This is a genomic window from Citrobacter sp. CK181 (assembly GCF_030333595.1).
Taxonomy (GTDB): Bacteria; Pseudomonadota; Gammaproteobacteria; order Enterobacterales; family Enterobacteriaceae; genus Citrobacter_B; species Citrobacter_B koseri.
The window spans coordinates 581,078-603,414 of the sequence record NZ_JAOWFN010000014.1 but is presented as its reverse complement, the minus strand read 5'-3'; the positions used below and the strand labels follow the sequence as shown (position 1 = coordinate 603,414).

General features: G+C 53.5%; 19 protein-coding genes. 14 read left to right on the top strand and 5 right to left on the bottom strand.

Going from position 1 to position 22,337, the window contains the following annotated elements; translation table 11 throughout:
• Positions 1-232: 232 nt before the first annotated feature.
• Genes tauA through tauD form a run of 4 tightly spaced genes read left to right on the top strand, consistent with a single transcriptional unit; the run spans position 233 to position 3,645 of the window.
• The gene (gene tauA, locus OGW17_RS16360) at positions 233-1,195 is read left to right on the top strand and encodes a taurine ABC transporter substrate-binding protein (protein ID WP_012133631.1); all 963 of its coding nucleotides are present in this window, start codon (positions 233-235) and stop codon (positions 1,193-1,195) included.
• A 10-nt stretch (positions 1,196-1,205) separates the two neighbouring features.
• Positions 1,206-1,973, top strand: a complete 768-nt coding sequence (gene tauB / locus OGW17_RS16355; protein ID WP_012133630.1) for a taurine ABC transporter ATP-binding subunit — start codon at positions 1,206-1,208, stop codon at positions 1,971-1,973.
• On the top strand, positions 1,970-2,797 hold the full coding sequence (gene tauC, locus OGW17_RS16350) for a taurine ABC transporter permease TauC (RefSeq protein WP_071259940.1): 828 nt from the start codon (positions 1,970-1,972) through the stop codon (positions 2,795-2,797). The genes tauB and tauC overlap by 4 nt, the downstream gene beginning before the upstream one ends.
• On the top strand, positions 2,794-3,645 hold the full coding sequence (tauD, locus tag OGW17_RS16345) for a taurine dioxygenase (RefSeq protein ID WP_071259938.1): 852 nt from the start codon (positions 2,794-2,796) through the stop codon (positions 3,643-3,645). Before tauC ends, tauD begins: the two co-directional genes overlap by 4 nt.
• 108 nt (positions 3,646-3,753) lie before the next feature.
• Here the strand turns inward: tauD and olsF are convergent, their stop codons facing one another.
• Positions 3,754-5,469 (bottom strand): bifunctional ornithine lipid synthase OlsF, encoded by a 1,716-nt coding sequence (gene olsF / locus OGW17_RS16340; RefSeq protein ID WP_071259936.1) that lies wholly within the window; start codon positions 5,467-5,469, stop codon positions 3,754-3,756.
• A 168-nt stretch (positions 5,470-5,637) separates the two neighbouring features.
• Positions 5,638-6,612, bottom strand: a complete 975-nt coding sequence (gene hemB, locus OGW17_RS16335; RefSeq protein WP_012133626.1) for a porphobilinogen synthase — start codon at positions 6,610-6,612, stop codon at positions 5,638-5,640.
• A gap of 494 nt (positions 6,613-7,106) precedes the next feature.
• On the opposite strand from hemB, the gene ehaB reads away from it, so the two are divergent.
• Entirely contained in the window at positions 7,107-10,028 is a 2,922-nt protein-coding gene (gene ehaB / locus OGW17_RS16330) for an autotransporter adhesin EhaB (protein WP_071259934.1), read from the top strand.
• An 86-nt stretch (positions 10,029-10,114) separates the two neighbouring features.
• A complete protein-coding gene (iprA, locus tag OGW17_RS16325; protein WP_047458555.1) occupies positions 10,115-10,738 on the top strand; it encodes a hydrogen peroxide resistance inhibitor IprA in 624 nt (207 codons plus the stop codon).
• On the opposite strand, the gene ampH is transcribed toward iprA, so the two are convergent.
• Positions 10,739-11,896, bottom strand: a complete 1,158-nt coding sequence (gene ampH, locus OGW17_RS16320; RefSeq protein WP_049011959.1) for a D-alanyl-D-alanine-carboxypeptidase/endopeptidase AmpH — start codon at positions 11,894-11,896, stop codon at positions 10,739-10,741.
• A 392-nt stretch (positions 11,897-12,288) separates the two neighbouring features.
• Between ampH and sbmA the strand changes: the two genes are divergently transcribed.
• Together sbmA and OGW17_RS16310 are read left to right on the top strand one after the other, a co-directional pair.
• Positions 12,289-13,509, top strand: coding sequence for a peptide antibiotic transporter SbmA (gene sbmA, locus OGW17_RS16315; protein ID WP_047458548.1), 1,221 nt, complete (start codon positions 12,289-12,291; stop codon positions 13,507-13,509).
• Positions 13,510-13,527: 18 nt separating this feature from the next.
• Complete coding sequence (locus tag OGW17_RS16310; RefSeq protein ID WP_012133619.1) at positions 13,528-14,622, top strand: DUF1615 domain-containing protein; 1,095 nt, start codon at positions 13,528-13,530, stop codon at positions 14,620-14,622.
• 36 nt (positions 14,623-14,658) lie between these two features.
• On the opposite strand, the gene OGW17_RS16305 is transcribed toward OGW17_RS16310, so the two are convergent.
• Positions 14,659-14,967, bottom strand: a complete 309-nt coding sequence (locus tag OGW17_RS16305) for a YaiY family protein (RefSeq protein ID WP_286452250.1) — start codon at positions 14,965-14,967, stop codon at positions 14,659-14,661.
• 267 nt (positions 14,968-15,234) lie between these two features.
• Here OGW17_RS16305 and OGW17_RS16300 point away from each other — a divergent pair, with 267 nt between their 5' ends.
• Positions 15,235-15,447 carry a DUF2754 family protein gene (locus OGW17_RS16300; RefSeq protein WP_024130610.1) on the top strand — a complete coding sequence of 71 codons (213 nt, stop codon included), beginning with the start codon at positions 15,235-15,237 and terminating at the stop codon, positions 15,445-15,447.
• Positions 15,448-15,552: 105 nt separating this feature from the next.
• On the opposite strand, the gene ddlA is transcribed toward OGW17_RS16300, so the two are convergent.
• Positions 15,553-16,650 carry a D-alanine--D-alanine ligase gene (gene ddlA, locus OGW17_RS16295; RefSeq protein WP_047458545.1) on the bottom strand — a complete coding sequence of 366 codons (1,098 nt, stop codon included), beginning with the start codon at positions 16,648-16,650 and terminating at the stop codon, positions 15,553-15,555.
• Between the two features lie 106 nt (positions 16,651-16,756).
• On the opposite strand from ddlA, the gene OGW17_RS16290 reads away from it, so the two are divergent.
• The 5 genes from OGW17_RS16290 (at position 16,757) to idnR (ending at position 22,129) form a co-directional block, all read left to right on the top strand.
• Positions 16,757-17,440 carry an extensin-like domain-containing protein gene (locus tag OGW17_RS16290; RefSeq protein WP_012133615.1) on the top strand — a complete coding sequence of 228 codons (684 nt, stop codon included), beginning with the start codon at positions 16,757-16,759 and terminating at the stop codon, positions 17,438-17,440.
• Positions 17,441-17,609: 169 nt separating this feature from the next.
• The gene (locus OGW17_RS16285; protein ID WP_012133614.1) at positions 17,610-18,803 is read left to right on the top strand and encodes a multidrug efflux MFS transporter; all 1,194 of its coding nucleotides are present in this window, start codon (positions 17,610-17,612) and stop codon (positions 18,801-18,803) included.
• 172 nt (positions 18,804-18,975) lie between these two features.
• On the top strand, positions 18,976-19,740 hold the full coding sequence (gene idnO, locus OGW17_RS16280) for a gluconate 5-dehydrogenase (protein ID WP_012133612.1): 765 nt from the start codon (positions 18,976-18,978) through the stop codon (positions 19,738-19,740).
• A gap of 23 nt (positions 19,741-19,763) precedes the next feature.
• On the top strand, positions 19,764-21,053 hold the full coding sequence (locus OGW17_RS16275; protein WP_024130608.1) for an MFS transporter: 1,290 nt from the start codon (positions 19,764-19,766) through the stop codon (positions 21,051-21,053).
• A gap of 83 nt (positions 21,054-21,136) precedes the next feature.
• Entirely contained in the window at positions 21,137-22,129 is a 993-nt protein-coding gene (idnR, locus tag OGW17_RS16270) for a DNA-binding transcriptional regulator IdnR (protein WP_058668690.1), read from the top strand.
• Positions 22,130-22,337 lie beyond the last annotated feature (208 nt).

Here is a 22,337-nt window from a genome sequence, read left to right as displayed (position 1 = left end):
GTGTTGTTGTCGTGGTAGGCCGGATAAGCGCAGCGCCATCAGGCATGGATTGCCGGATGGCGGCGCAAGCGCCTGATCCAGCCTACAACTCAATGCTAAATACATTTCCACACTAACCATTCCCGTTTTTTTTCTAAAAACGCTTTGCTATTAGCAAGAATTTTTAATTCCTTTATCAAACTCGGCCGCAACGAAATACTGCCCCCATAACAAGACAGGGGAGCAGACAATAATGGGTATTTCATCGCGTAACACACTTCTCGCCGCACTGGCGTTTATTGCATTCCAGGCGCAGGCGGTTAACGTCACCGTCGCGTATCAGACATCCGCCGAACCGGCGAAAGTGGCGCAGGCGGATAACACCTTCGCCAAAGAGAGCGGGGCGACCGTTGACTGGCGTAAATTCGACAGCGGCGCGAGCATCGTGCGCGCGCTGGCTTCCGGCGATGTACAGATCGGCAACCTTGGATCCAGCCCACTGGCGGTCGCCGCCAGCCAACAGGTGCCGATTGAGGTTTTCCTGCTGGCGTCAAAACTGGGGGAATCCGAAGCGCTGGTGGTGAAGAAAACGATCGCTAAGCCGGAGGATCTCATCGGCAAACGCATTGCGGTGCCGTTTATCTCCACCACCCATTACAGCCTGCTGGCCGCGCTGAAACACTGGGGCATTAAGCCCGGGCAAGTCGAAATCATCAATCTGCAACCACCGGCGATCATTGCCGCCTGGCAGCGTGGCGATATTGACGGCGCTTACGTCTGGGCACCCGCCGTTAACGCGCTGGAAAAAGACGGGAACGTGCTGACAGACTCGGGGAAAGTTGGCGAATGGGGCTCGCCGACGCTGGATGTGTGGGTAGTGCGTAAAGACTTCGCGGAAAAACATCCAGAGGTAGTCAAAGCATTCGCGAAAAGCGCCATCGACGCGCAGCAACCCTATATCGCCAATCCTGAGGCGTGGCTTCAGCAGCCGGATAACATCAGCAAACTGTCGCGCTTAAGCGGCGTGCCGGAAACGGACGTGCCGGGGCTGGTGAAAGGCAATACCTACCTGACGGCGCAACAGCAGGCCGTTGAGCTGAACGGGCCGGTCAATAAAGCGATTATCGACACCGCGCAGTTCCTGAAAGAGCAGGGCAAAGTGCCCGCCGTCGCGACGGATTACAGCCAGTACGTCACCGATCGCTTTGTGCAATAAGGAGGCGCGGATGCTGCAAGTTTCCCATCTCTTTGCTGATTACGCCGGTAAACCGGCGCTGGAAGATATCAATCTGACGCTCGACAGCGGTGAGCTGTTAGTGGTGCTGGGCCCGTCAGGGTGTGGGAAAACCACGTTGCTGAATCTGATCGCCGGTTTTTTGCCTTATCAGCACGGCACGATCCAACTGGCGGGAAAACGGGTCGATGGGCCGGGTGCGGAGCGCGGCGTCGTCTTTCAGAACGAAGGGCTGCTGCCCTGGCGCAACGTGCAGGATAACGTCGGACTTGGCCTGCAACTGGCGGGAGCAGACAAAACCCGGCGTCAGCACGTTGCGCAGCAGATGCTGAAAAAAGTCGGGCTGGAAGGGGCGGGAAAACGCTTTATCTGGCAGCTTTCCGGCGGGCAGCGCCAGCGTGTCGGCATCGCCCGCGCGCTGGCGGCAAATCCTCAACTCCTGCTGCTGGATGAGCCTTTCGGCGCGCTGGACGCTTTCACCCGTGAGCAGATGCAAACGCTGCTGCTGAAACTCTGGCATGAGACCGGCAAGCAGGTATTGCTCATTACGCATGATATTGAAGAGGCTGTGTTTATGGCGACGGAGCTGGTGCTGCTTTCTCCTGGCCCCGGTCGCGTGCAGGAGCGGCTGTCGCTTGATTTCGCCCGCCGCTTTGTGGGGGGCGAATCCTGCCGCAGCATTAAATCCGATCCGCAGTTTATTGAGACGCGGGAGTATGTGTTAAGCCGCGTCTTTGAACAACGGGAGGCCTTCTCATGAGCGTGGTCATCAACGATAAGCTGCGTCAACGCGGGTTGAAATGGCGCTGGCCGTTCTCTCGTCGTATTACCCTGAGTATCAGCACATTAGCGGTGATTCTGGCCGTGTGGTGGAGCGTAGCGGCGTTGCAGTTAATCAGCCCGCTGTTTCTGCCGCCGCCGGGGCAGGTGCTGCAAAAACTGATCGCCATCGCCGGGCCGCAAGGGTTTATGGACGCCACGCTGTGGCAGCATCTGGCGGCGAGCCTGACGCGCATTCTGCTGGCGCTGCTGGCCGCCGTGATTATCGGCATTCCGGTGGGCATTGCGATGGGGCTAAGCCCAACGATACGCGGCATTCTCGATCCGATCATTGAACTCTACCGACCAGTCCCGCCGCTTGCGTATTTACCGCTGATGGTGATCTGGTTCGGGATTGGCGAGACCTCCAAGATCCTGCTGATCTATCTGGCGATTTTCGCCCCGGTCGCTATGTCGGCGCTGGCGGGCGTCAAAAGCGCGCAGCAGGTTCGCATTCGTGCGGCGCGGTCGTTAGGCGCCGGACGAGTACAGGTATTGTGGTTTGTGATTCTGCCCGGCGCGCTGCCGGAGATCCTCACCGGATTACGCATTGGCCTGGGCGTGGGCTGGTCAACGCTGGTGGCGGCTGAGCTGATTGCCGCCACCCGGGGTTTAGGGTTTATGGTGCAGTCCGCCGGGGAATTTCTGGCAACCGACGTGGTGCTGGCGGGGATCGCGGTGATTGCGGTGATCGCGTTTATTTTAGAACTGGGTCTGCGTGCGCTTCAGCGCCGCCTGACGCCCTGGCATGGAGAAGTACAATGAGTGAACGTCTGAGCATTACCCCGCTGGGGCCGTATATTGGCGCGCTGGTTTCCGGCGCGGATCTGACCCGCCCGCTGAGCGATAATCAATTCGAACAGCTGTATCACGCGGTGCTGCGCCACCAGGTGGTTTTTCTGCGTGAACAAGCCATTACGCCACAGCAACAGCGCGCGCTGGCACAGCGTTTTGGCGATCTGCATATTCATCCGGTCTATCCCCACGCCGAAGGCGTCGAAGAGATTATCGTGCTGGATACCCATAACGATAACCCGCCGGATAATGATAACTGGCACACCGATGTGACCTTTATTGAGACGCCGCCAGCAGGGGCGATTCTGGCGGCAAAGGAACTGCCCTCTACCGGCGGGGATACGCTATGGACCAGCGGTATTGCCGCATATGACGCGCTTTCCGAACCGTTTCGCCAGTTGCTGAGCGGTTTGCGGGCGGAGCATGATTTCCGTAAATCGTTCCCGGAATACAAATACCGCAAAACTGATGAGGATCATCAGCGCTGGCTTGAGGCGGTAGCAAAACATCCGCCTTTGCTGCATCCGGTGGTGCGTACCCATCCGGTGAGCGGCAAACAAGCGCTGTTTGTGAATGAAGGCTTTACCACGCGGATTGTCGATGTGACGGAGAAAGAGAGCGAGGCGCTGCTTGGATTCTTGTTTGCGCACATCACAAAACCGGAGTTTCAGGTGCGCTGGCGCTGGCAGCCTGATGACGTAGCCATCTGGGATAACCGCGTCACTCAGCATTATGCCAACGCTGATTACCTGCCGCAGCGGCGCATTATGCACCGGGCGACGATTCTGGGAGATAAGCCGTTTTATCGCGCACCGTAAAAGATAATCACACTATTCGGTTAGGGAACGGTTAGGGAAATTCAGGCCTGATAAGCGCAGCGCCATCAGGCACGATGTGGCACCGCGCCGGATGGCGGGGTAAACGCCTTATTCTGCCTGGAAACCCAAATGCGCGCCAATATAGCGCTGATACCTGTTTGCCTTCAGATAGGTTAAATCGACCAGCACCAGACCATCCACGCAGTTGCTGAATGCCGGATCGTTACCGAAATCAATAAACTGCACGCCGCCGGGGTCGCAAAGTTCGGAGTATTGTTTGTAGAGCGGGGGAATACCGCAGCCCAGATTGCCGAGCAACGATTTCAGCCGCGTCAGATCGTCGTTGTAGCTTTTGCCTTCAAACTGCGCCAGTACGTCCGGCAATGACGCGGGGTAGGGCTGGCGTGATATTGCCAGCGGGTGCGTCGGCGGGAACCACAGGCGATAAAAGGCCACCAGTAAATCCCGCGCATCCGCAGGCAGACCGCCGGAAATAGACACCGGGCCGAACAGGTATCGGTATTGCGGATAGCGCGCCAGATAAACGCCAATGCCAGACCAGAGATAGTCCAGCCCGCGACGTCCCCAGTAACGCGGCTGGATAAAACTGCGACCCAGCTCAATGCCGTGCTGCATCACTTGCGCCATCTGCTCGTCGTAATGGAACAAACTGTAGCTGTAAAGCCCTTCTATGCCGCGTTTTTCCTGCTGCTGCGCGCAGGGAATGAACCGATAGGCACCAACAATTTCCAGATCGTCTTCGTCCCATAAAATCAGGTGCAGATAGTCGTCATCATAGCGGTCGGTGTCCCGACGCTTTCCGCTGCCTTCGCCAACCGCGCGAAAGGCGATTTCACGCAGCCGCCCCAGTTCCCGCAGGATGGGGACATCCTCTTTGCCGTTGCGTTGCCAGAGGTAAATGTGCTTCCCGTCGGCGGTGTGCCCAAGGCATTCCGCCTGGGCGAGATCGCGTTTGAGGTGCGCTCTGTCTTCTGCGCGGGCTATCGTACTTTCGGTGGTGAATAACCCAGGGCGTCCTTTACCTAATGCCGCGACGTGCTGACGGCATTTTTCGGCCTGCTCGCGGACGTTGGTTTTCGTGGCGAACCACTGTGTCCAGGCGATTTGTTGGCCGATGCGGAGCGGCAGGCTGCTGCGACGCCGACGAAACATCTGCTGCATCAGGAGCAGCAATGCGAAGGTGGGGGACACCAGGCTGCTGGCGTAAAACAGCGAGCTGTTACGCGCGTTGATATGTACGGGAAGCAGCGGCGTGCGGTATTTCTCCGCCACCCGGATAAACCCGGAATGCCATCGGCCTTCCCTGATTCCCTGCGATGTGAAGCGCGCTACTTCGCCCGCCGGAAAGAAAATTAACGCTCCGCCGGCCTGTAAATGCGCATCTATCTGTTGTAGCGATGATTTTGGCGTGCGCCCGCCGATGTTGTCCACGGGAATGAAAAGTGAGCTGAGCGGTTGCAGATGCGAGAGCAGGCGGTTGGTCACTACTTTCACGTCACGGCGCACACGCGAGATGGCATACAGCAGGGCCAGCCCATCAAGCGTGCCTGTCGGGTGATTGGCAATGATGACCAGCGGGCCATGTGCGGGGATGTTTTCGAGGTCGTGTGCGGGGATATCGCAGCGTATTTCAAGGTGTTCGAGAACCTGTTCCACCATGTCCACCCCTTTCAGATGGGGATGGCGGGATGCAAATTGCTGAAATTCTTCTTCATACAGCAACCGCCTGAGCAGATTTTTTTGCCAGGGTGTCGGCCTCGCCTGAGGCCACAGGTCGTCGAGTACGTTATCGAGACTAAACATAGCGGCTCCTCCTCCCGTCCTGTGCTGACAGTAGAAGGTACAAATGTCGTTTGTATGACGATGAGGTGACGTTTTGTGACAGTGCCGGATGGCGGCACCCGGCCTACAGATGTCAATCCCGTAGGCCGGATAAGCGCGGCGCCAGCAGGCACCGCAGGTCAGAAAGGATTAACGCAGGATTTTTTTCTCCGCCAGATCCAGCGCGAAGTAGCTGAAGATCAAATCCGCGCCCGCGCGTTTGATCGAGCCTAAGCTTTCCAGCACCACTTTCTCTTCGTCGATCGCGCCCGCCATCGCGGCGAATTTGATCATAGCGTATTCGCCGCTGACCTGATACGCGCCGAGCGGTAATTCGGTACGATCGCGGATATCACGCAGAATATCCAGATAAGCGCCAGCGGGTTTCACCATCAGGCAGTCCGCGCCCTGCGCTTCGTCGAGCAACGACTCGCGAATCGCTTCACGGCGGTTCATCGGATTCATTTGATAGGTCTTACGATCGCCTTTCAGTGCCGTACCGGCCGCTTCACGGAACGGGCCGTAGAAAGAGGAGGCGAACTTGGTGGAGTAGGACATGATGGCCGTATCCGTAAACCCGGCGGCATCCAGCGCCTGGCGAATCGCCTGCACCTGACCGTCCATCGCGGCGGAAGGGGCAATAAAATCAGCGCCCGCAGCGGCGGCGACCACCGCTTGTTTACCGAGGTTCGCCAGGGTTGCATCGTTGTCGACGCCGTGTTCGCACAGCACGCCGCAGTGACCGTGGGAGGTGTACTCACAGAAACAGGTGTCAGACATCACGATCATTTCCGGCACGGTTTGCTTGCAGATGCGCGACATGCGCGCCACCAGGCCGTCTTCTTTCCAGGCATCGCTGCCGGTATCGTCGGTATGGTGGGAAATGCCGAAGGTCATCACTGACCGAATGCCGGCGTTGGCGATGCGTTCAATCTCGCGCGCCAGGTGTTTTTCAGGAATGCGCATGACGCCAGGCATGGCGTCGATCGCTTTGTAGTCGTCGAGTTCTTCTTCAACAAAAATCGGCAACACCAGGTCGTTTAAACTGAGTGTTGTCTCTTCAAACATGGCGCGCAGCGCAGCGGATTTGCGCAGGCGACGGGGGCGTTGGATTAGGTCTGTCATGGTATGCCTGATGTTTGTGGAATCGAAACGTCGAGTATACCTGAACCTGCCGCGAGGTGTTTTACGAAAGTTGTCCTTATGTGAAGTATTGCGGGTTGCTGTTAATGAAGCGATTAAATATTCGCAATTAGTATTTCTATGAATAAGATTATTTTTGTTAGTGATACATTTATTTCTGGTTTTAATTTTATTAAATGTTGTTTTAAGCTCTTCTGTCCTTTATTTATTGGTGATTTCTTTATTTCTTCATCATATATCATTCAGTTAAATAAGTAACTTCTATTTCCCTTTCTAATTTATTGAAAACTGGCGATTTAAAAAATATCTGTGATTTTGCTGGTGGTTTTTTAATTGTCCGCTTTCGGACATTAAACAAAGAATAATTGAACCTTTCAATGCTGACGCCGCATAATCGACCTGCGAAACATAAAATGTTTTCTATGCATTGATAATTGATGGATCAACTATATTACGTCCCTGAGGAGGGATGACAAATGCACTCCTGGAAAAAGAAACTTGTAGTCTCACAATTAGCACTGGCCTGCACTCTGGCAATCACCTCTCAGGCAAATGCTTCTACGGATATTTCTGGAACCACCTACACAACATTCAACCACTATAACGACGCAACCTACGCTGATGGTGTTTATTATGATGGTTACGTAGGCTGGAACAACTACGCGACCGATAGCGTTTATAACGGTGATATTTATCCGGTTATCAACAACGCTACCGTTAACGGCGTAATCTCAACCTACTATCTGGATGATGGTCTTTCTACCAACACCAACAGTAATAGTCTGACAATCAAAAACAGCACCATTCACGGGATGATCACCTCTGAGTGCATGACCACTGATTGCGTGGGTCGTGATGCGACCGGTTATGTTTATGACCGTCTGGCGCTGACTGTTGATAACTCAACCATCGATGATAATTACGAGCATTATACCTATAATGGCACGTACACTGATGGTACGGCGGATACGCATGTTGTTGACGTTTACAACCTGGGTACTGCGATTACGCTGGATCAGGAAGTTGACCTGGTCATCAAAAATAATTCCCACGTTGCGGGTATTACGCTGACTCAGGGTTATGAGTGGGAAGACATTGACGATAATACCGTTAGCACCGGCGTCAACAGCGCTGAAGTGTTCAACAACACCGTCACGGTGACTGACTCTACGGTGACCTCTGGCTCATGGTCAGATGAAGGGACTTCCGGTTGGTTCGGTAATACCAACAACGCGAGCGATTACAGCGATTCTTATACTGCTGATGACGTGGCGATTGCGGCGATTGCGCATCCGAATGCGGATAACGCAATGCAGACCACTGTTAACCTCAGCAATTCTACCCTGATGGGCGACGTTGTTTTCTCCAGCAACTTTGACGAAAACTTCTTCCCGAACGGGGCGGATACTTATCGCGATACGGACGCTGACCTGGACACCAACGGCTGGGATGGCACTGACCGTATGGATGTTACGCTGAACAACGGCAGCAAGTGGGTTGGCGCGGCAATGTCCGTACATCAGGTCGATTCTGATGGTGACGGCGTGTACGACAGCTTTGCTGCGGGCACCGATGCCACTGCGACGCTGATCGACATTGCGGCTAACAGCCTGTGGCCTTCCTCTACTTACGGCATTGACAATAATGACACCGCGTATGGCGAAGATGGTCATGTTGTTGGTAACGAAGTCTATCAAAGCGGCCTGTTCAATGTGACGCTGAACGGTGGTTCACAGTGGGATACCACGAAAACCTCGCTGATTGATACGCTGAGCATCAACAGCGGTTCCGTCGTGAATGTGGCAGACTCTGATCTGGTTTCTGACAGCATCTCCCTGACCGGCGGTGCGGCCCTGAATATCAATGAAGATGGTCATGTTGCAACTGATGAACTGACAATCAACAACAGTACCGTCACGATTGCTGATGATGTGTCTGCTGGCTGGGGCGTGTACGATGCCGCACTGTATGCAAACACCATCAACATCACCAACAACGGCGTTCTGGATGTGGGCAACAGCACCGCGTATGCGCTGCAAGCTGATACCCTGAATCTGACCAGCTACACCGATGCTAACGGTAACGTGAATGCCGGTGTCTTCAACGTTCACAGCAACAGCTTTGTGCTGGATGCCGATCTGACCAACGATCGTACTAACGACATCACTAAGTCTAACTACGGCTACGGTGTGATCGCGATGAACTCTGATGGCCACCTGACCATCAACGGTAATGGCGATGCCTGGACTGGCGATCAATCTGAAGTCGATAACGCGGGTGATAACGTTGCTGCGGCAACCGGTAACTACAAAGTGCGTATCGATAACGCGACCGGTGAAGGTTCTGTCGCTGATTACAAAGGCAAAGAGCTGATCTACGTTAACGACAAGAACAGCAAAGCCACCTTCTCCGCAGCGAACAAAGCTGACCTGGGGGCATACACCTATCAGGCTCAGCAGGAAGGCAACACTGTTGTTATGCAACAGATGGAACTGACCGACTACGCGAACATGGCGCTGAGCATCCCGTCTGCAAACACCAATATCTGGAACCTGGAACAAGACACCGTTGGTACTCGTCTGACCAACTCTCGTCATGGTCTGGCTGATAACGGCGGCGCATGGGTGAGCTACTTTGGCGGCAGCTTTGATGGCGACAACGGCACCATTAACTACGATCAGGATGTGAACGGCATCATGATCGGTGTTGATACCAAAATTGACGGTAACAACGCTAAGTGGATTGTCGGTGCGGCGGCTGGCTTTGCGAAAGGCGACATGAGTGACCGTACCGGTCAGGTGGATCAGGACAGCCAGTCTGCCTATATCTACTCTTCCGCTCGCTTTGCCAACAATGTCTTTGTTGATGGTAGCCTGAGCTACTCTCACTTCAACAACGATCTGTCTGCCAACATGAGCAACGGCCAGTACGTTGATGGCAACACCTCTGCGGATGCGTGGGGCTTTGGTCTGAAACTGGGTTATGACTGGAAACTGGGCGACGCTGGCTATGTCACGCCGTACGGTAGCGTATCCGGCCTGTTCCAGTCCGGCGACGATTATCAGCTCAGCAACGACATGAAAGTTGACGGTCAGTCTTATGACAGCATGCGTTATGAACTGGGTGTTGATGCAGGTTATACCTTCACCTACAGCGAAGATCAGGCGCTGACGCCTTACTTCAAACTGGCCTATGTTTATGACGACGCAAATAACGACGCCGACGTAAATGGTGATTCCATCGATAACGGCGTAGAAGGTTCTGCGGTACGTGTTGGTCTGGGCACTCAGTTCAGCTTCACCAAAAACTTCAGCGCTTATACCGATGCCAACTACCTCGGTGGTGGTGATGTCGATCAAGACTGGTCCGCGAATGTGGGCGTTAAATATACCTGGTAATTGTTTTTCATGATGAAAACGCAGGTGATTTAATCAAAGGAAATGCCCGTCATGGATATGGCGGGCATTAATGCAAGGATGCGCATATGCTGTCTCTGAATAAACCACTTCAGGAATTTAGTAAGCTCGATAAGTGCCTGTCTAAATACGGCACGTACTTTGAATACGCCGATGAAAAGCAGGTTGTCTATTCGAATGATGCCAATCAAGGCGATACGTTTGTCATTCTAGACGGTCTCATCTCTTTGCGCAGAGGGGAGAACGTGCTTATGGGGATAACGCAGGCTCCCTTTATTATGGGGATTGCTGATGGCGTGATGAAAAATGATATCGAATATAAATTAGTCACGGAAAGTCGTTGTACCGGTTATTTTCTTCCTTCTTCCCACGCGATAAAAATCCTTGAGCAACACCAGTTATGGCGTGAAGCCTTTTGCTGGCTGGCATGGGAAAACAGAACTCTGGAACTGCGCGATCTGCAATTAATTGGCAACAACTCGTATGATCAAATTCGGGCGACGTTGATCGCGATGGTTGACTGGGATGAAGGGTTGCGAGCGCGTATTGGCGTGATGAACTACATTCATCAGAGAACGCGAATTTCCCGTTCCGTAGTGGCTGAAGTGCTCGCCGCGTTACGCAAAGGGAACTACATCGAAATGAAAAAAGGCAAACTGGTCAATATCAACCATTTGCCTTCAGAGTATTGATCAGGACGCTGGCACGATCAGCGGTTTATTTCCGCTCAATTCTGTTACCAGGTCGTTGATGCCATCGCTCATATTAGTAAATCGCGTAAGCGGTGAGCGAGTGACGACCACAAAAGCGCCAACGTTGTGTTGCGGAATCATCGCCATATAGGTGATGAAACCACCGCCGCCGCCGGTTTTTTGAATAATCCCCGGACGTCCGTTTTTAGGCGCCATATAGACCCAGCCTAAGCCCAGCGCATCGGCTTTGCCCGGCACGTCCATACCTGTCACCCGTGTGAGCTGAGTTCGCTGATAAATCAGCGTCTGCATACGATCGGCCTGATTACTGCGATGATAAAAGTCGGATGAGAGATATTGCTGCATCCAGCGCATCATATCTCCCGGCGTGGAATAGACGCCGCCGCTGCCAATTGCCGCCAGCGTGTTGTTACAGGGACTGGCCCCTTTCTCCGCCACCATCAGGCGCTTGCACTGATCGGGGGAGGGGGTAAAGGTTGTGTCTTTCATCCCCAATGGGCGCGTAATCTGTTCTTCAAATAACTGCGTGTAGGGTTTGCCGGATGCGGTTGCCAGCGCGTCAGCCAACAGATCAAACGCAAGGTTGGAATAAGACGCCTGCGAGCCAGGAGCCGCTTTTAGCGTTGCGGTAGAGAGGTAGCTCCAGCGCTGTTCGCGGGTTGGCCAGACAAATACCGGGCGATGCGGCGCGCCGCCGGGTTGCTCACGCGGCAGGGCGCTGGTATGGGTCGCCAGATTCACCAGGGTGATAGGCGTTCCGTTGTAGGTCGGTACACGCGCACCGGGCGGGGCATACTTGCTCAGCGGGTCGTGTAATTTCACCGTCCCCTGATCGAGCAGTTTGACCAGCATCTCGCTGGTCATGAGTTTCGTGATAGACGCAATGCGAATAACGGAGTCCAGTTGAGGATGTACGTTATTGCCGGGGCGAGTCTCCCCGAAACTGCGGAACACGCGTTGATTACCATCAATCACCACCAGCGCCATTCCCGTCGCGCCGCTGCCGTAAAAGATATGGTTGGCATAACGATCAACGATATCGGAAGCGAAAACCGGATCGGTGATTGGCTGTGCCGCCTGGACAGATGTCAATGACGCCGCGCACAGCACGGCAGAAAAAAGCAGACTACGTTTCAACGGTTGTGTCCATCAGTTAAATGAAAAAACTATGCGTATTTATACTACCTGGCGGCGCGTTGCAAAGCGCTAAAAAGACAATAATAGTGTGAAAAACGTAACGACGAGTAAACAGGGCATTTTTTCCCAATCGCGAATGTCCGCTTTTGTGATCCCGCGCTTGTGGTAACCTTGGTCGGTTTTTGGGTTTCGCCTTCCTGTTGTCGTTGAAGAGAGCCGAAACTCGCTGAAACAATTCTGAAAAAATGATGTGCGAACTAAGCTGGCGAATACGGGTCACAATGCTCGGTTTCCGTCGCGGTTTTGTTGGGCCAGGCCCGTCTTGTCGCGCTCAGCGCTGCGGCAAAAGCACAGCAGTCGTCATAACGATAAGAAGTTAGCAGGAGAGCATCATGTTTAAGTCTTTTTTCCCAAAGCCGGGGCCGTTTTTTATCTCGGCGTTTTTTTGGGCGCTTGTCGCCGTCATTTTCTGGCAAGCGGGCGGAGGCGCCTGGGTTGCGCATCTTACTGGCGCTTCCGGTGATGTTCCCATCAGTGCCGCACGCTTCTGGTCGCTGGACTACCTGATTTTCTACGCGTATTACGTCCTTTGCGTCGGATTGTTTGCGATGTTCTGGTTTATTTATAGCCCGCATCGCTGGCAATACTGGTCGATTCTGGGCACCTCGTTGATCATCTTTGTGACCTGGTTTTTGGTGGAAGTGGGCGTAGCGGTCAACGCCTGGTACGCGCCGTTTTACGACCTGATCCAGACGGCGCTTAGCTCGCCGCATAAGGTCACTATCGAACAGTTTTACCGTGAAGTCGGCGTGTTCCTCGGGATAGCGCTGATTGCCGTAGTGATTGGCGTGATGAACAATTTCTTCGTCAGCCATTATGTGTTTCGCTGGCGTACCGCGATGAACGAGCACTACATGGCGCACTGGCAGCATTTGCGCCATATTGAAGGCGCCGCGCAGCGTGTGCAGGAAGATACGATGCGTTTTGCCTCTACGCTGGAGAATATGGGCGTAAGCTTTATCAATGCCATCATGACGTTGATCGCCTTTTTACCCGTACTGGTTACGCTGTCTGCGCACGTACCGGATCTGCCGATCGTCGGGCATATTCCTTATGGGCTTGTTATCGCGGCTATCATCTGGTCGCTGATGGGAACAGGATTGCTGGCCGTGGTGGGGATCAAACTGCCGGGGCTGGAGTTTAAAAACCAGCGGGTTGAGGCCGCTTACCGTAAGGAGCTGGTCTACGGTGAAGACGACGCCAGCCGCGCTACGCCGCCCACCGTGCGTGAGTTGTTCAGCGCGGTGCGCCAGAACTATTTCCGCCTCTACTTCCACTATATGTACTTCAACATTGCGCGCATTCTCTATCTACAGGTGGATAACGTTTTCGGTCTGTTCCTGCTGTTTCCGTCGATTGTTGCCGGTACGATTACGCTGGGCCTGATGACGCAGATTACCAACGTGTTTGGTCAGGTGCGCGGTTCCTTCCAGTATCTGATTAACTCCTGGACCACGCTGGTGGAACTGATGTCCATCTATAAACGTCTGCGCAGCTTTGAGCGCGAACTGGATGGGCAGGATATACAGGAAGTGACGAATACATTTAGCTAACAAACAAAAGGAAACGTTATGTCGGCGGCGTCCCGTCTTTACCCTTTATCATTCCTGGCTGCGTTGGTGCTGGCAGGGTGTAGTAGCCAGCCTTCGCAACCGCTGAAAAAAGGGGAAAAACCTGTCGATGTGGCAAGCGTGGTGCGCCAGAAAATGCCCGCCAGCGTAAAAGACAGGGACGCGTGGGCGCAGGACATCGCAAAGACCTTCGAAAGCCAGGGGCTGGCGCCAACGGTTGAGAATGTTTGCTCGGTGCTGGCGGTGGCGCAGCAGGAGTCTAACTATCAGGCGGACCCGGTGGTGCCGGGGTTGAGCAAAATCGCCTGGCAGGAGATCGACAGGCGTGCTGAGCGGATGCATATCCCCGTTTTTCTGGTGCATACCGCGCTGAAAATTAACTCCCCGAATGGAAAAAGCTACAGCGAACGTCTGGACGCGGTGAAAACGGAAAAACAGCTCAGCGCGATTTTTGATGATTTTATTAATATGGTGCCGATGGGGCAGACGCTGTTCGGTTCGCTTAATCCGGTGCATACCGGCGGGCCGATGCAGGTCAGCATCGCCTTTGCCGAACAGCACACAAAAGGTTATCCGTGGACCATGAACGGGACGGTTCGCCAGGAGGTCTTTAGCCGCCGTGGCGGACTGTGGTTTGGAACCTGGCATCTGTTGAACTATCCGGCGAATTACAGCGCGCCTGTATTCCGTTTTGCTGATTTTAATGCCGGTTGGTACGCCAGTCGTAATGCGGCATTTCAGAATGCGGTCAGTAAAGCCAGCGGCGTTAAGCTGGCGCTGGACGGCGACTTGATTCGTTATGACAGCAAAGAAGCCGGGAAAACGGAACAGGCAATCCGTAAGCTGGCGGGCAAGCTGGACATGAGCGACAGCGCGATTCGACGTCAACTGGAAAAGGGAGACAGCCTCGCTTTTGAGGAGACGGCGTTGTACGAGAAAGTGTATAAGCTGGCGGAAGCCAAAACCGGTAAGGCATTACCGCGCGAGATGTTGCCGGGTATTCAGCTGGAAAGTCCGAAGATCACCCGTAATCTCACTACCGCGTGGTTTGCTAAACGTGTGGATGAGCGTCGGGCGCGTTGTATGAATTTGTAGGCCGGATAAACCTGGCGTCATCCGGCACAGGGAGGGTTACTGATGACGGTGACGCCAGCGCAAAATTACGGCAATGACGCCAAAAATCAGGCAACCTGTCAGGAAAGGCACCAGTCCGAAAATGGTGCCGACGCCTAATCCAATTTCCACGCGGGGGCGTCCGGTCTCTTGCATCTGTATCAGATGTTCATAAACGCCAGGCGCGTGAACCAGAAGGTTCAGGATCTGCGCCCCTGCCCAAAAGCAAAACAGCACAAACACGGCATAGGCGATATTACCTGGCGTGGAGGAGGTATCTCGATGTTTCCCGCTAAACAGGGATTTTGAGAGGGTAAAGTCAGCCATAAAGACCTCCGGGATAGTCTTCTGCACGAATCTGGCGTCATGCCAGCGGCTTATCGTGAAGTCTGACAGGTCATCGTGTTTGTCAATATCAGAATGATGGTAATTTCACTCAGGGATGACTCCTGGATTGCGGATTTTTTGTTTGATGTCACAATTTTGTTACCTTAATCTAAATTGATTAACATTTGAGAAATTCCGCACAGGCCACAGACGCTCAGGCAGAAATGTGCGAGGATGATTTTTTATTGTTTTAGCGTCGGAGCTGTCATGAACCTGCCTGTAAAAATTCGCCGTGACTGGCACTATTATGCTTTCGCCATTGGGCTGATCTTTATTTTGAATGGCGTGGTGGGGTTGTTGGGCTTTGAAGCAAAAGGATGGCAAACCTACGCGGTAGGCCTGGTGACGTGGGTATTCAGTTTCTGGCTTGCCGGGCTGATTATTCGTCGCCGTGAGGATGATAAAACCGAAGAAGCTTAATGCGGTAGTGTGCCGGATGGCGGCATCGGCCTACGGGCGTAAAACGTCGTAGGCCTGATAAGCCACAGCGCCATCAGGCGATCAACACCAGATGGCGCATCGTCATCATGACATGCTGGTTTTCAGGGCGTTATCCGCCGCATGACGTTCCAGCGCCAGTTCAATCAGACGGGTAATCAAATCGGTATACCCTAAACCACTTGCCTGCCAGAGTTTCGGGTACATGCTGATGTTGGTGAATCCCGGCAGCGTATTGATCTCGTTAATCACCACCTCGTTTTCCGCCGTTAAGAAGACGTCCACGCGCGCCATTCCCGCACAACCTAACGTCTGGTACGCCTGAATGGCGATCTGGCGGATCTTGTCGTTCACCTCTTGCGGGATTTGGGCGGGAACCACGACCTGCGCCCCGTTGTCGTCGATATATTTGGTGTCGTAAGCGTAAAAATCGCTGTTCAGGACGATCTCGCCGCAGGTGCTGGCCTGCGGGTGATCGTTGCCCAGCACGGCGCACTCGATCTCACGGCCTTTTATCCCTTGCTCAACAACCACTTTGTGATCGAATTCGAACGCCAGCGCAACGGCCTGTTCATATTGCGCTTCGCTGGTGACTTTGCTGACGCCCACAGAGGAGCCCTGATTTGCGGGTTTCACAAACAGCGGCAGACCCAGCCGGGACGCCACTTCCGCAAAACGGATCGCATCACGATTCGCGCGAGTCAGCGTAATAAACGGCGCGATGTTCAGCCCGGCATCGCGCAGCAGACGTTTGGTGACGTCTTTATCCATGCAGGCGGCGGAACCCAGCACATCGGAGCCGACAAACGGTAAATTCGCTACGCGCAGCATCCCTTGCAGCGAGCCGTCTTCCCCCAGCGTGCCGTGTACGATCGGGAAAATGACGTCCACCGTCGGCAACGGCTGGCCGTTCTGTGCGTCAATTAACTGGTGTTCGTGTTTGCCCGGAACCTGCGCCAGGCTGGTAGAAGAGGGGCGCAGCGTAATGTGCGCGGGGTCGTTTGCATTCAGCAGATAGTTTTCGGCATCGCTGACATGCCATTGCCCTTGTTTATCAATGCCTAACAGCACAACGTCAAAGCGGGCTTTGTCGATGGCATCGACAATATTTTTTGCCGATTGCAAAGACACTTCATGTTCCGCTGATTTACCACCAAATACGATACCTACCCGCAATTTTGCCATCTTAAAAACCCATTCCATCGAACGCAAAGCGTATACATTACCACGACAAAACGTCGGATTCGCGGGCTTCTGCCATAATGTTTAAGGGAATCAGAGAGGAGGGGGCGTGAAAGGTAAGGGTTGGCTTGCGATTGTGCTGCTGGGGGCCGTGGGTGTGGTGGGTTACCGCTCTCTTCCGTCGCATTACAATCCTTTTGTTCCCCTGCAACTGTCCGATCCTCCGGGCTGGCTCACCAAATTCAAACTACAGCGTCTGACGCCGCAACAGTGCCAGGGATTACTTGAGCAGGCCAATCGCCAGGGAATGATCTCGTCGCAACCCGTTGCCGACAGCGCGGGCGAATGTCCGCTGTCAGACGTGGTACGGGTCAGGCATTTTGGCTCCGTGGCGTTGAGCAGCAGTTTCCTGGCCTCTTGCCCGCTGGCGCTGAGTTCTGCGCTGTTTGTGGCGCGCCAGGCGAAACCGCTAACCCAGTCGTTTATGGGCAGTCAACTGACCCGTATTGAGCACCTTGGCAGCTATGCCTGTCGCAATATCTATCACCGGGCGGATGCGCGTCGCAGTGAACATGCCAGCGCGCAGGCGTGGGATATCAGCGGTTTTCAACTGGCGGACGGTCGAAAAGTTACGGTTCTGCGGGGATGGAAGGATGAGAAAACCGCCCCCTGGCTGCGCGCGATGCTTAACGCCAGTTGCACTTATTATGGCAATGGACTGGGGCCGGAGTACAACGCCGCGCACGCCAACCATTTCCATCTCGGTATGCGCGGATACGGGCTTTGTCGTTGAAGCATAAATCCCTGTTCTGAGCGGGTATATAATGTGACATATTTCACAAATCTGATGAACGGGGAGATAAAATAGCAAAATAGAGGTTACCGCATCTCTGGAACCGCTTCTGCTGGCGCAACTTGCTAAGCTGGTGAGCGTTTTCAGCTATTTATCGTTATGAGCACTTATGGAATCCTGGAAGGTTAATCTTATCTCCGTCTGGTTCGGCTGCTTTTTTACCGGGCTGGCGATCAGTCAGATCCTGCCATTTTTACCGCTATATATCTCGCAAATGGGCGTCACTTCGCATGAAGCGCTCTCCATGTGGTCTGGCTTAACCTTCAGTATCACCTTTCTCATCTCCGCGATTGTTTCGCCCATGTGGGGCAGTCTGGCTGACCGTAAAGGCCGCAAACTGATGCTACTGCGCGCATCGCTCGGCATGGCGATCGCGATTTTACTTCAGGCGTTTGCGACCAATGTCTGGCAACTGTTTCTTTTGCGCGGCGTCATGGGGCTTACCTCCGGGTACATTCCTAACGCGATGGCGCTGGTGGCTTCGCAGGTGCCGAGAGAGCGTAGCGGCTGGGCGCTCAGCACGCTTTCCACCGCCCAGATCAGCGGGGTGATCGGCGGGCCGTTAATGGGCGGAGTTATTGCCGATCATATCGGGCTGCGGGCGGTCTTTTTTATTACCGCCACGCTGTTGATGGTGAGCTTTCTGGTAACGCTGTTTTTAATTAAAGAGGGCGTTCGTCCGACTCTCAAAAAGAGTGAACGACTGAGCGGCAAAGCGGTTTTTGCCTCATTGCCCTATCCGGGTCTGGTGATTAGCCTGTTTTTTACGACGATGGTGATCCAGCTCTGTAACGGTTCGATCAGCCCCATCCTGGCGCTGTTTATCAAATCCATGCTGCCGGACAGCACGAACATTGCCTTTTTGAGCGGGTTAATTGCGTCGGTGCCCGGCGTTTCAGCGCTCATTTCCGCCCCCCGCCTTGGCAAACTTGGCGACAGGATCGGGACGGAAAGGATTCTGATGGCGACGCTGGTCTGTGCCGTGGTGCTGTTTTTCGCCATGTCGTGGGTGACGACGCCGTTCCAGTTGGGGGTTCTGCGTTTTCTGTTAGGTTTTGCCGATGGCGCGATGCTGCCTGCCGTACAGACCTTATTGGTGAAGTATTCCAGCGATCGAATAACCGGCCGTATCTTTGGTTATAACCAGTCGTTTATGTATCTCGGAAATGTGGCCGGGCCGCTGATGGGGGCGTCCGTATCGGCGATGGCGGGCTTTCGCTGGGTATTTGTCGCGACGGCGCTCATTGTGCTGGTGAATATCTGGCAACTGGCGATTGCGTTGCGCCGCCGTCACGCTGCCTGAGATCCGCTGCTAATCGTGATCATGTGCAGAAAGCATTCTGTACATGATCCTTTCTTTGCTGCCAAATCCAATGTAGATCACAAATTGACCATTGGTTGTGTAAGAGAACTTCTTTTTTCTACTGTTACGCGTATACAGTTACGCGTAACAGCTATCGAAAAAGAGGTTTTTGATGAAAAGTATTTTTAGTCTTGCAGGTAAACGCGCATTGATTACGGGGTCAGCGCAGGGAATCGGTAATTTGCTGGCAAGGGGGCTGGCAGAGCATGGCGCCAGCCTGGTGATTAACGACATTACGCAGCAGCGGGCGGAACAGGCCGCGAGCACACTGACGGCTCTGGGTTATGACGCCGTGGGTTATGGGTTTGATGTCACTCACGCGGCGGAGGTGGAAAAAGCGATTGCGCATATTGAGCAGGAAATTGGGGCGATTGATATTCTCATCAATAATGCCGGTATCCAGCGTCGTTACCCCCTGACGGAATTTCCTGAAGCAGAGTGGGATCGCGTTATTGATGTCAATCAGAAATCCGTATTCCTTGTTTCTCAACAGGTAGCCAAATATATGATGGCGCGCCGGGAAGGGAAGATTATTAATATTTGTTCCATGCAGAGTGAATTAGGCCGGAAAACAATTACACCCTACGCTGCTTCAAAAGGTGCGGTGAAAATGTTGACGCGAGGAATGTGCGTGGAACTGGCGGAATATAATATTCAGGTTAACGGTATTGCACCGGGCTATTTTGCCACAGAGATGACGGAAGCGCTGGTGAACGACGACGCCTTTTCCGCCTGGCTGTACCAGCGCACGCCTGCCGCGCGCTGGGGAAAGCCGGAGGAGTTGATTGGCGCGGCGGTTTATCTTGCGGCCCCGGCCTCGAATTTTGTTAACGGTCATATTCTCTTCGTCGACGGCGGAATGTTAGCTGCGGTATAGACTCATTATCAAAAGGAATGTGTATGAACGCTCTTGCTAAATTACCAGCCCGGCGCTGGTGGTATTTAATGCCGATTATTTTTATTACTTACAGCTTAGCGTATCTCGATCGCGCCAATTATGGTTTTGCCGCCGCGGCAGGTATTGAAACCGATCTGGGTATTACGAAAGGAACTGCATCCTTAATTGGCGCGCTTTTTTTCCTCGGGTATTTCTTTTTTCAGGTGCCGGGGGCCTTGTACGCCGTTAAACGCAGCGTACGGAAAATGATCTTTTTCAGCCTGATCCTGTGGGGAATATGTGCCGCCGCGACGGGGTTTGTCAGTAATATTCCCATGCTGATGGCGATCCGTTTTACTCTTGGCGTGGTTGAGGCGGCGGTGATGCCAGCCATGCTGATTTATATCAGCAACTGGTTTACGAAAACCGAACGCTCGCGGGCGAATACCTTTTTGATTCTGGGTAATCCGGTCACCGTGTTGTGGATGTCGATTGTCTCCGGTTATCTGATTCAGGCCTGGGGATGGCGCGAGATGTTCATTATTGAGGGCATCCCGGCGGTACTGTGGGCATTTTGTTGGTGGGTGCTGGTTCGTGATAAACCGGCCGATGCCAGCTGGCTGACGGCGGAGGAAAAAGAGACGCTGCAACAGGCGATGGATCGTGAGCAAACCCATATTAAACCGGTACGTAACTACGGCGAAGCCATGCGCTCGCGTAACGTTGTCATGCTGTGCGCGGTACATGCTTTGTGGAGTATCGGCGTGTACGGATTCATGATGTGGATGCCATCCATCCTGAAATCAGCGGCTCAAATGGATATTGTATCCGTCGGCTGGCTGGCCGCCGTGCCCTATCTGGCGGCGATCTGTCTGATGCTTACCGTGTCGTGGTTATCGGATAAGTTTCAAAACCGTAAGCTGTTTATCTGGCCGTTGCTGCTGATTGCCGCCATCGCTTTCTTATGTTCCTGGCTGTTGGGGAGCAACGCTTTCTGGCTCTCTTATGGATTGCTGGTGGTTGCCGCAGCCTGCATGTACGCACCTTACGGCCCGTTTTTTGCCTTAATTCCTGAACTGTTGCCGCGCAATGTGGCGGGCGTGTCGATGGGCTTAATCAACAGTTTCGGTGCGTTAGGGGCATTCCTCGGCGCATGGCTGGTGGGGTATCTTAATGGCCTGACGGGCGGGCCGGGCGTTTCGTACACCTTTATGGCGATTTCCCTGCTGGCCTCGGTGGTATTGATGTATAACGTGCGCGCTAATCAGGCACCGTCGTCCACATCCTTACAAACCGGGAAAGCGGTGGGCTAATCCGGTCGGATAAGATGCAGTCCCTCGCTGGCTGTGTTAAGGTTCTCTGCGAATTGATCACGCTGTCTTTCGCAGAGAACTTCATGAAAAACAATCGGATGACCTTGCAGGATATCGCCACGCTGGCTGGGCTAAATAAGATGACGGTAAGCCGTTATCTTCGCGATCCCAATCAGGTCTCGCAGCGTAGCCGCGAGCTGATTTCGAAGATCATGGAGGAGAATAATTATATTCCCAATCGCGCCCCCGAGATTTTGCTTAATGCGCGCAGTAAAACGATCGGGGTGCTGATTCCCTCCTTTCGCAACCAGATTTTTGCCGATGTCCTGGCGGGGATTGAGTCGGTGACTTCCGCTCACCAATACCAGACGCTGATCGCTAACTATGAATATGACCCGGAGCGGGAAGAACGCGAAGTGCTTAACCTGCTCTCCTACAACATTGATGCGCTGATTCTGACCGGAAAACAACATACTGAACGTATGGTGCAGTATGTGCGCGCCAGCGGTATCCCCGTGGCGGAGTTAATGGATATCACCGAGCATTGTCTGGATATGCAGGTTGGTATTGATAACGAAAAAGCCGCGTGGGATATGACTCAGGCGTTTCTGGAGGCGGGAAAACGCGCCGTGGCGTTTTTCGGCTCAATGGACGACCCGCGTGATGTCAGTCGCTATCGCGGCGTTGAGCGTGCGCTGAGCGAGCAGGGGTTACAGCCTTACCATGTGGTGCCCAAAGCCATTTCGTCACTGGCCTTAGGTCGTCAGTTGTTTTTGCAGACGATGCGCGACAGACCGGATATTAACGCGATTTTTTGCACCAATGACGACTTAGCCGTTGGCGCGCTACTGGAGTGTCAGTCGCAGCAGATCCCCGTTCCGCAACAGGTTGCTATTGCCGGATTTCATGGCCTGGAAATCGGCCGCGCACGTTTGCAAAAAATAGCGAGCGTGATTACCCCCCGCTACGATATGGGAAGCGTAGCCGCAGATATGCTGATTAAACGTCTGGGCGGAAAAGAGACGCTGGACAGGGTCAATCTGGGATATCAAATATATTATGGCGATACGCTTTAAGTTAAATTTTGGCGTATTTACCATAACTTTAATTTATGCAATGGCGTGACTATATATACCCTGATTTTTTACGGTTGAATTATTTTCTTGCGAGAAACGTTTCGCTCCATTTTGTCAGCGCATTATTTACAGAAAGTCTTTCCTTTATCATAAAAATACTACTTTTACCCTCTAGGCAGTCGTGAACCATAATGATAACGTCAGCATT

Excerpts from the sequence above, each read along its gene's own strand:
- tauA (WP_012133631.1), top strand. The coding sequence starts at position 233 with ATGGGTATTTCATCGCGTAACACACTTCTCGCCGCACTGGCGTTTATT.
- tauB (WP_012133630.1), top strand. The coding sequence starts at position 1,206 with ATGCTGCAAGTTTCCCATCTCTTTGCTGATTACGCCGGTAAACCGGCG.
- tauC (WP_071259940.1), top strand. The coding sequence starts at position 1,970 with ATGAGCGTGGTCATCAACGATAAGCTGCGTCAACGCGGGTTGAAATGG.
- tauD (WP_071259938.1), top strand. The coding sequence starts at position 2,794 with ATGAGTGAACGTCTGAGCATTACCCCGCTGGGGCCGTATATTGGCGCG.
- olsF (WP_071259936.1), bottom strand. The coding sequence starts at position 5,469 with ATGTTTAGTCTCGATAACGTACTCGACGACCTGTGGCCTCAGGCGAGG.
- hemB (WP_012133626.1), bottom strand. The coding sequence starts at position 6,612 with ATGACAGACCTAATCCAACGCCCCCGTCGCCTGCGCAAATCCGCTGCG.
- ehaB (WP_071259934.1), top strand. The coding sequence starts at position 7,107 with ATGCACTCCTGGAAAAAGAAACTTGTAGTCTCACAATTAGCACTGGCC.
- iprA (WP_047458555.1), top strand. The coding sequence starts at position 10,115 with ATGCTGTCTCTGAATAAACCACTTCAGGAATTTAGTAAGCTCGATAAG.
- sbmA (WP_047458548.1), top strand. The coding sequence starts at position 12,289 with ATGTTTAAGTCTTTTTTCCCAAAGCCGGGGCCGTTTTTTATCTCGGCG.
- OGW17_RS16310 (WP_012133619.1), top strand. The coding sequence starts at position 13,528 with ATGTCGGCGGCGTCCCGTCTTTACCCTTTATCATTCCTGGCTGCGTTG.
- OGW17_RS16305 (WP_286452250.1), bottom strand. The coding sequence starts at position 14,967 with ATGGCTGACTTTACCCTCTCAAAATCCCTGTTTAGCGGGAAACATCGA.
- OGW17_RS16300 (WP_024130610.1), top strand. The coding sequence starts at position 15,235 with ATGAACCTGCCTGTAAAAATTCGCCGTGACTGGCACTATTATGCTTTC.
- ddlA (WP_047458545.1), bottom strand. The coding sequence starts at position 16,650 with ATGGCAAAATTGCGGGTAGGTATCGTATTTGGTGGTAAATCAGCGGAA.
- OGW17_RS16285 (WP_012133614.1), top strand. The coding sequence starts at position 17,610 with ATGGAATCCTGGAAGGTTAATCTTATCTCCGTCTGGTTCGGCTGCTTT.
- idnO (WP_012133612.1), top strand. The coding sequence starts at position 18,976 with ATGAAAAGTATTTTTAGTCTTGCAGGTAAACGCGCATTGATTACGGGG.
- OGW17_RS16275 (WP_024130608.1), top strand. The coding sequence starts at position 19,764 with ATGAACGCTCTTGCTAAATTACCAGCCCGGCGCTGGTGGTATTTAATG.
- idnR (WP_058668690.1), top strand. The coding sequence starts at position 21,137 with ATGAAAAACAATCGGATGACCTTGCAGGATATCGCCACGCTGGCTGGG.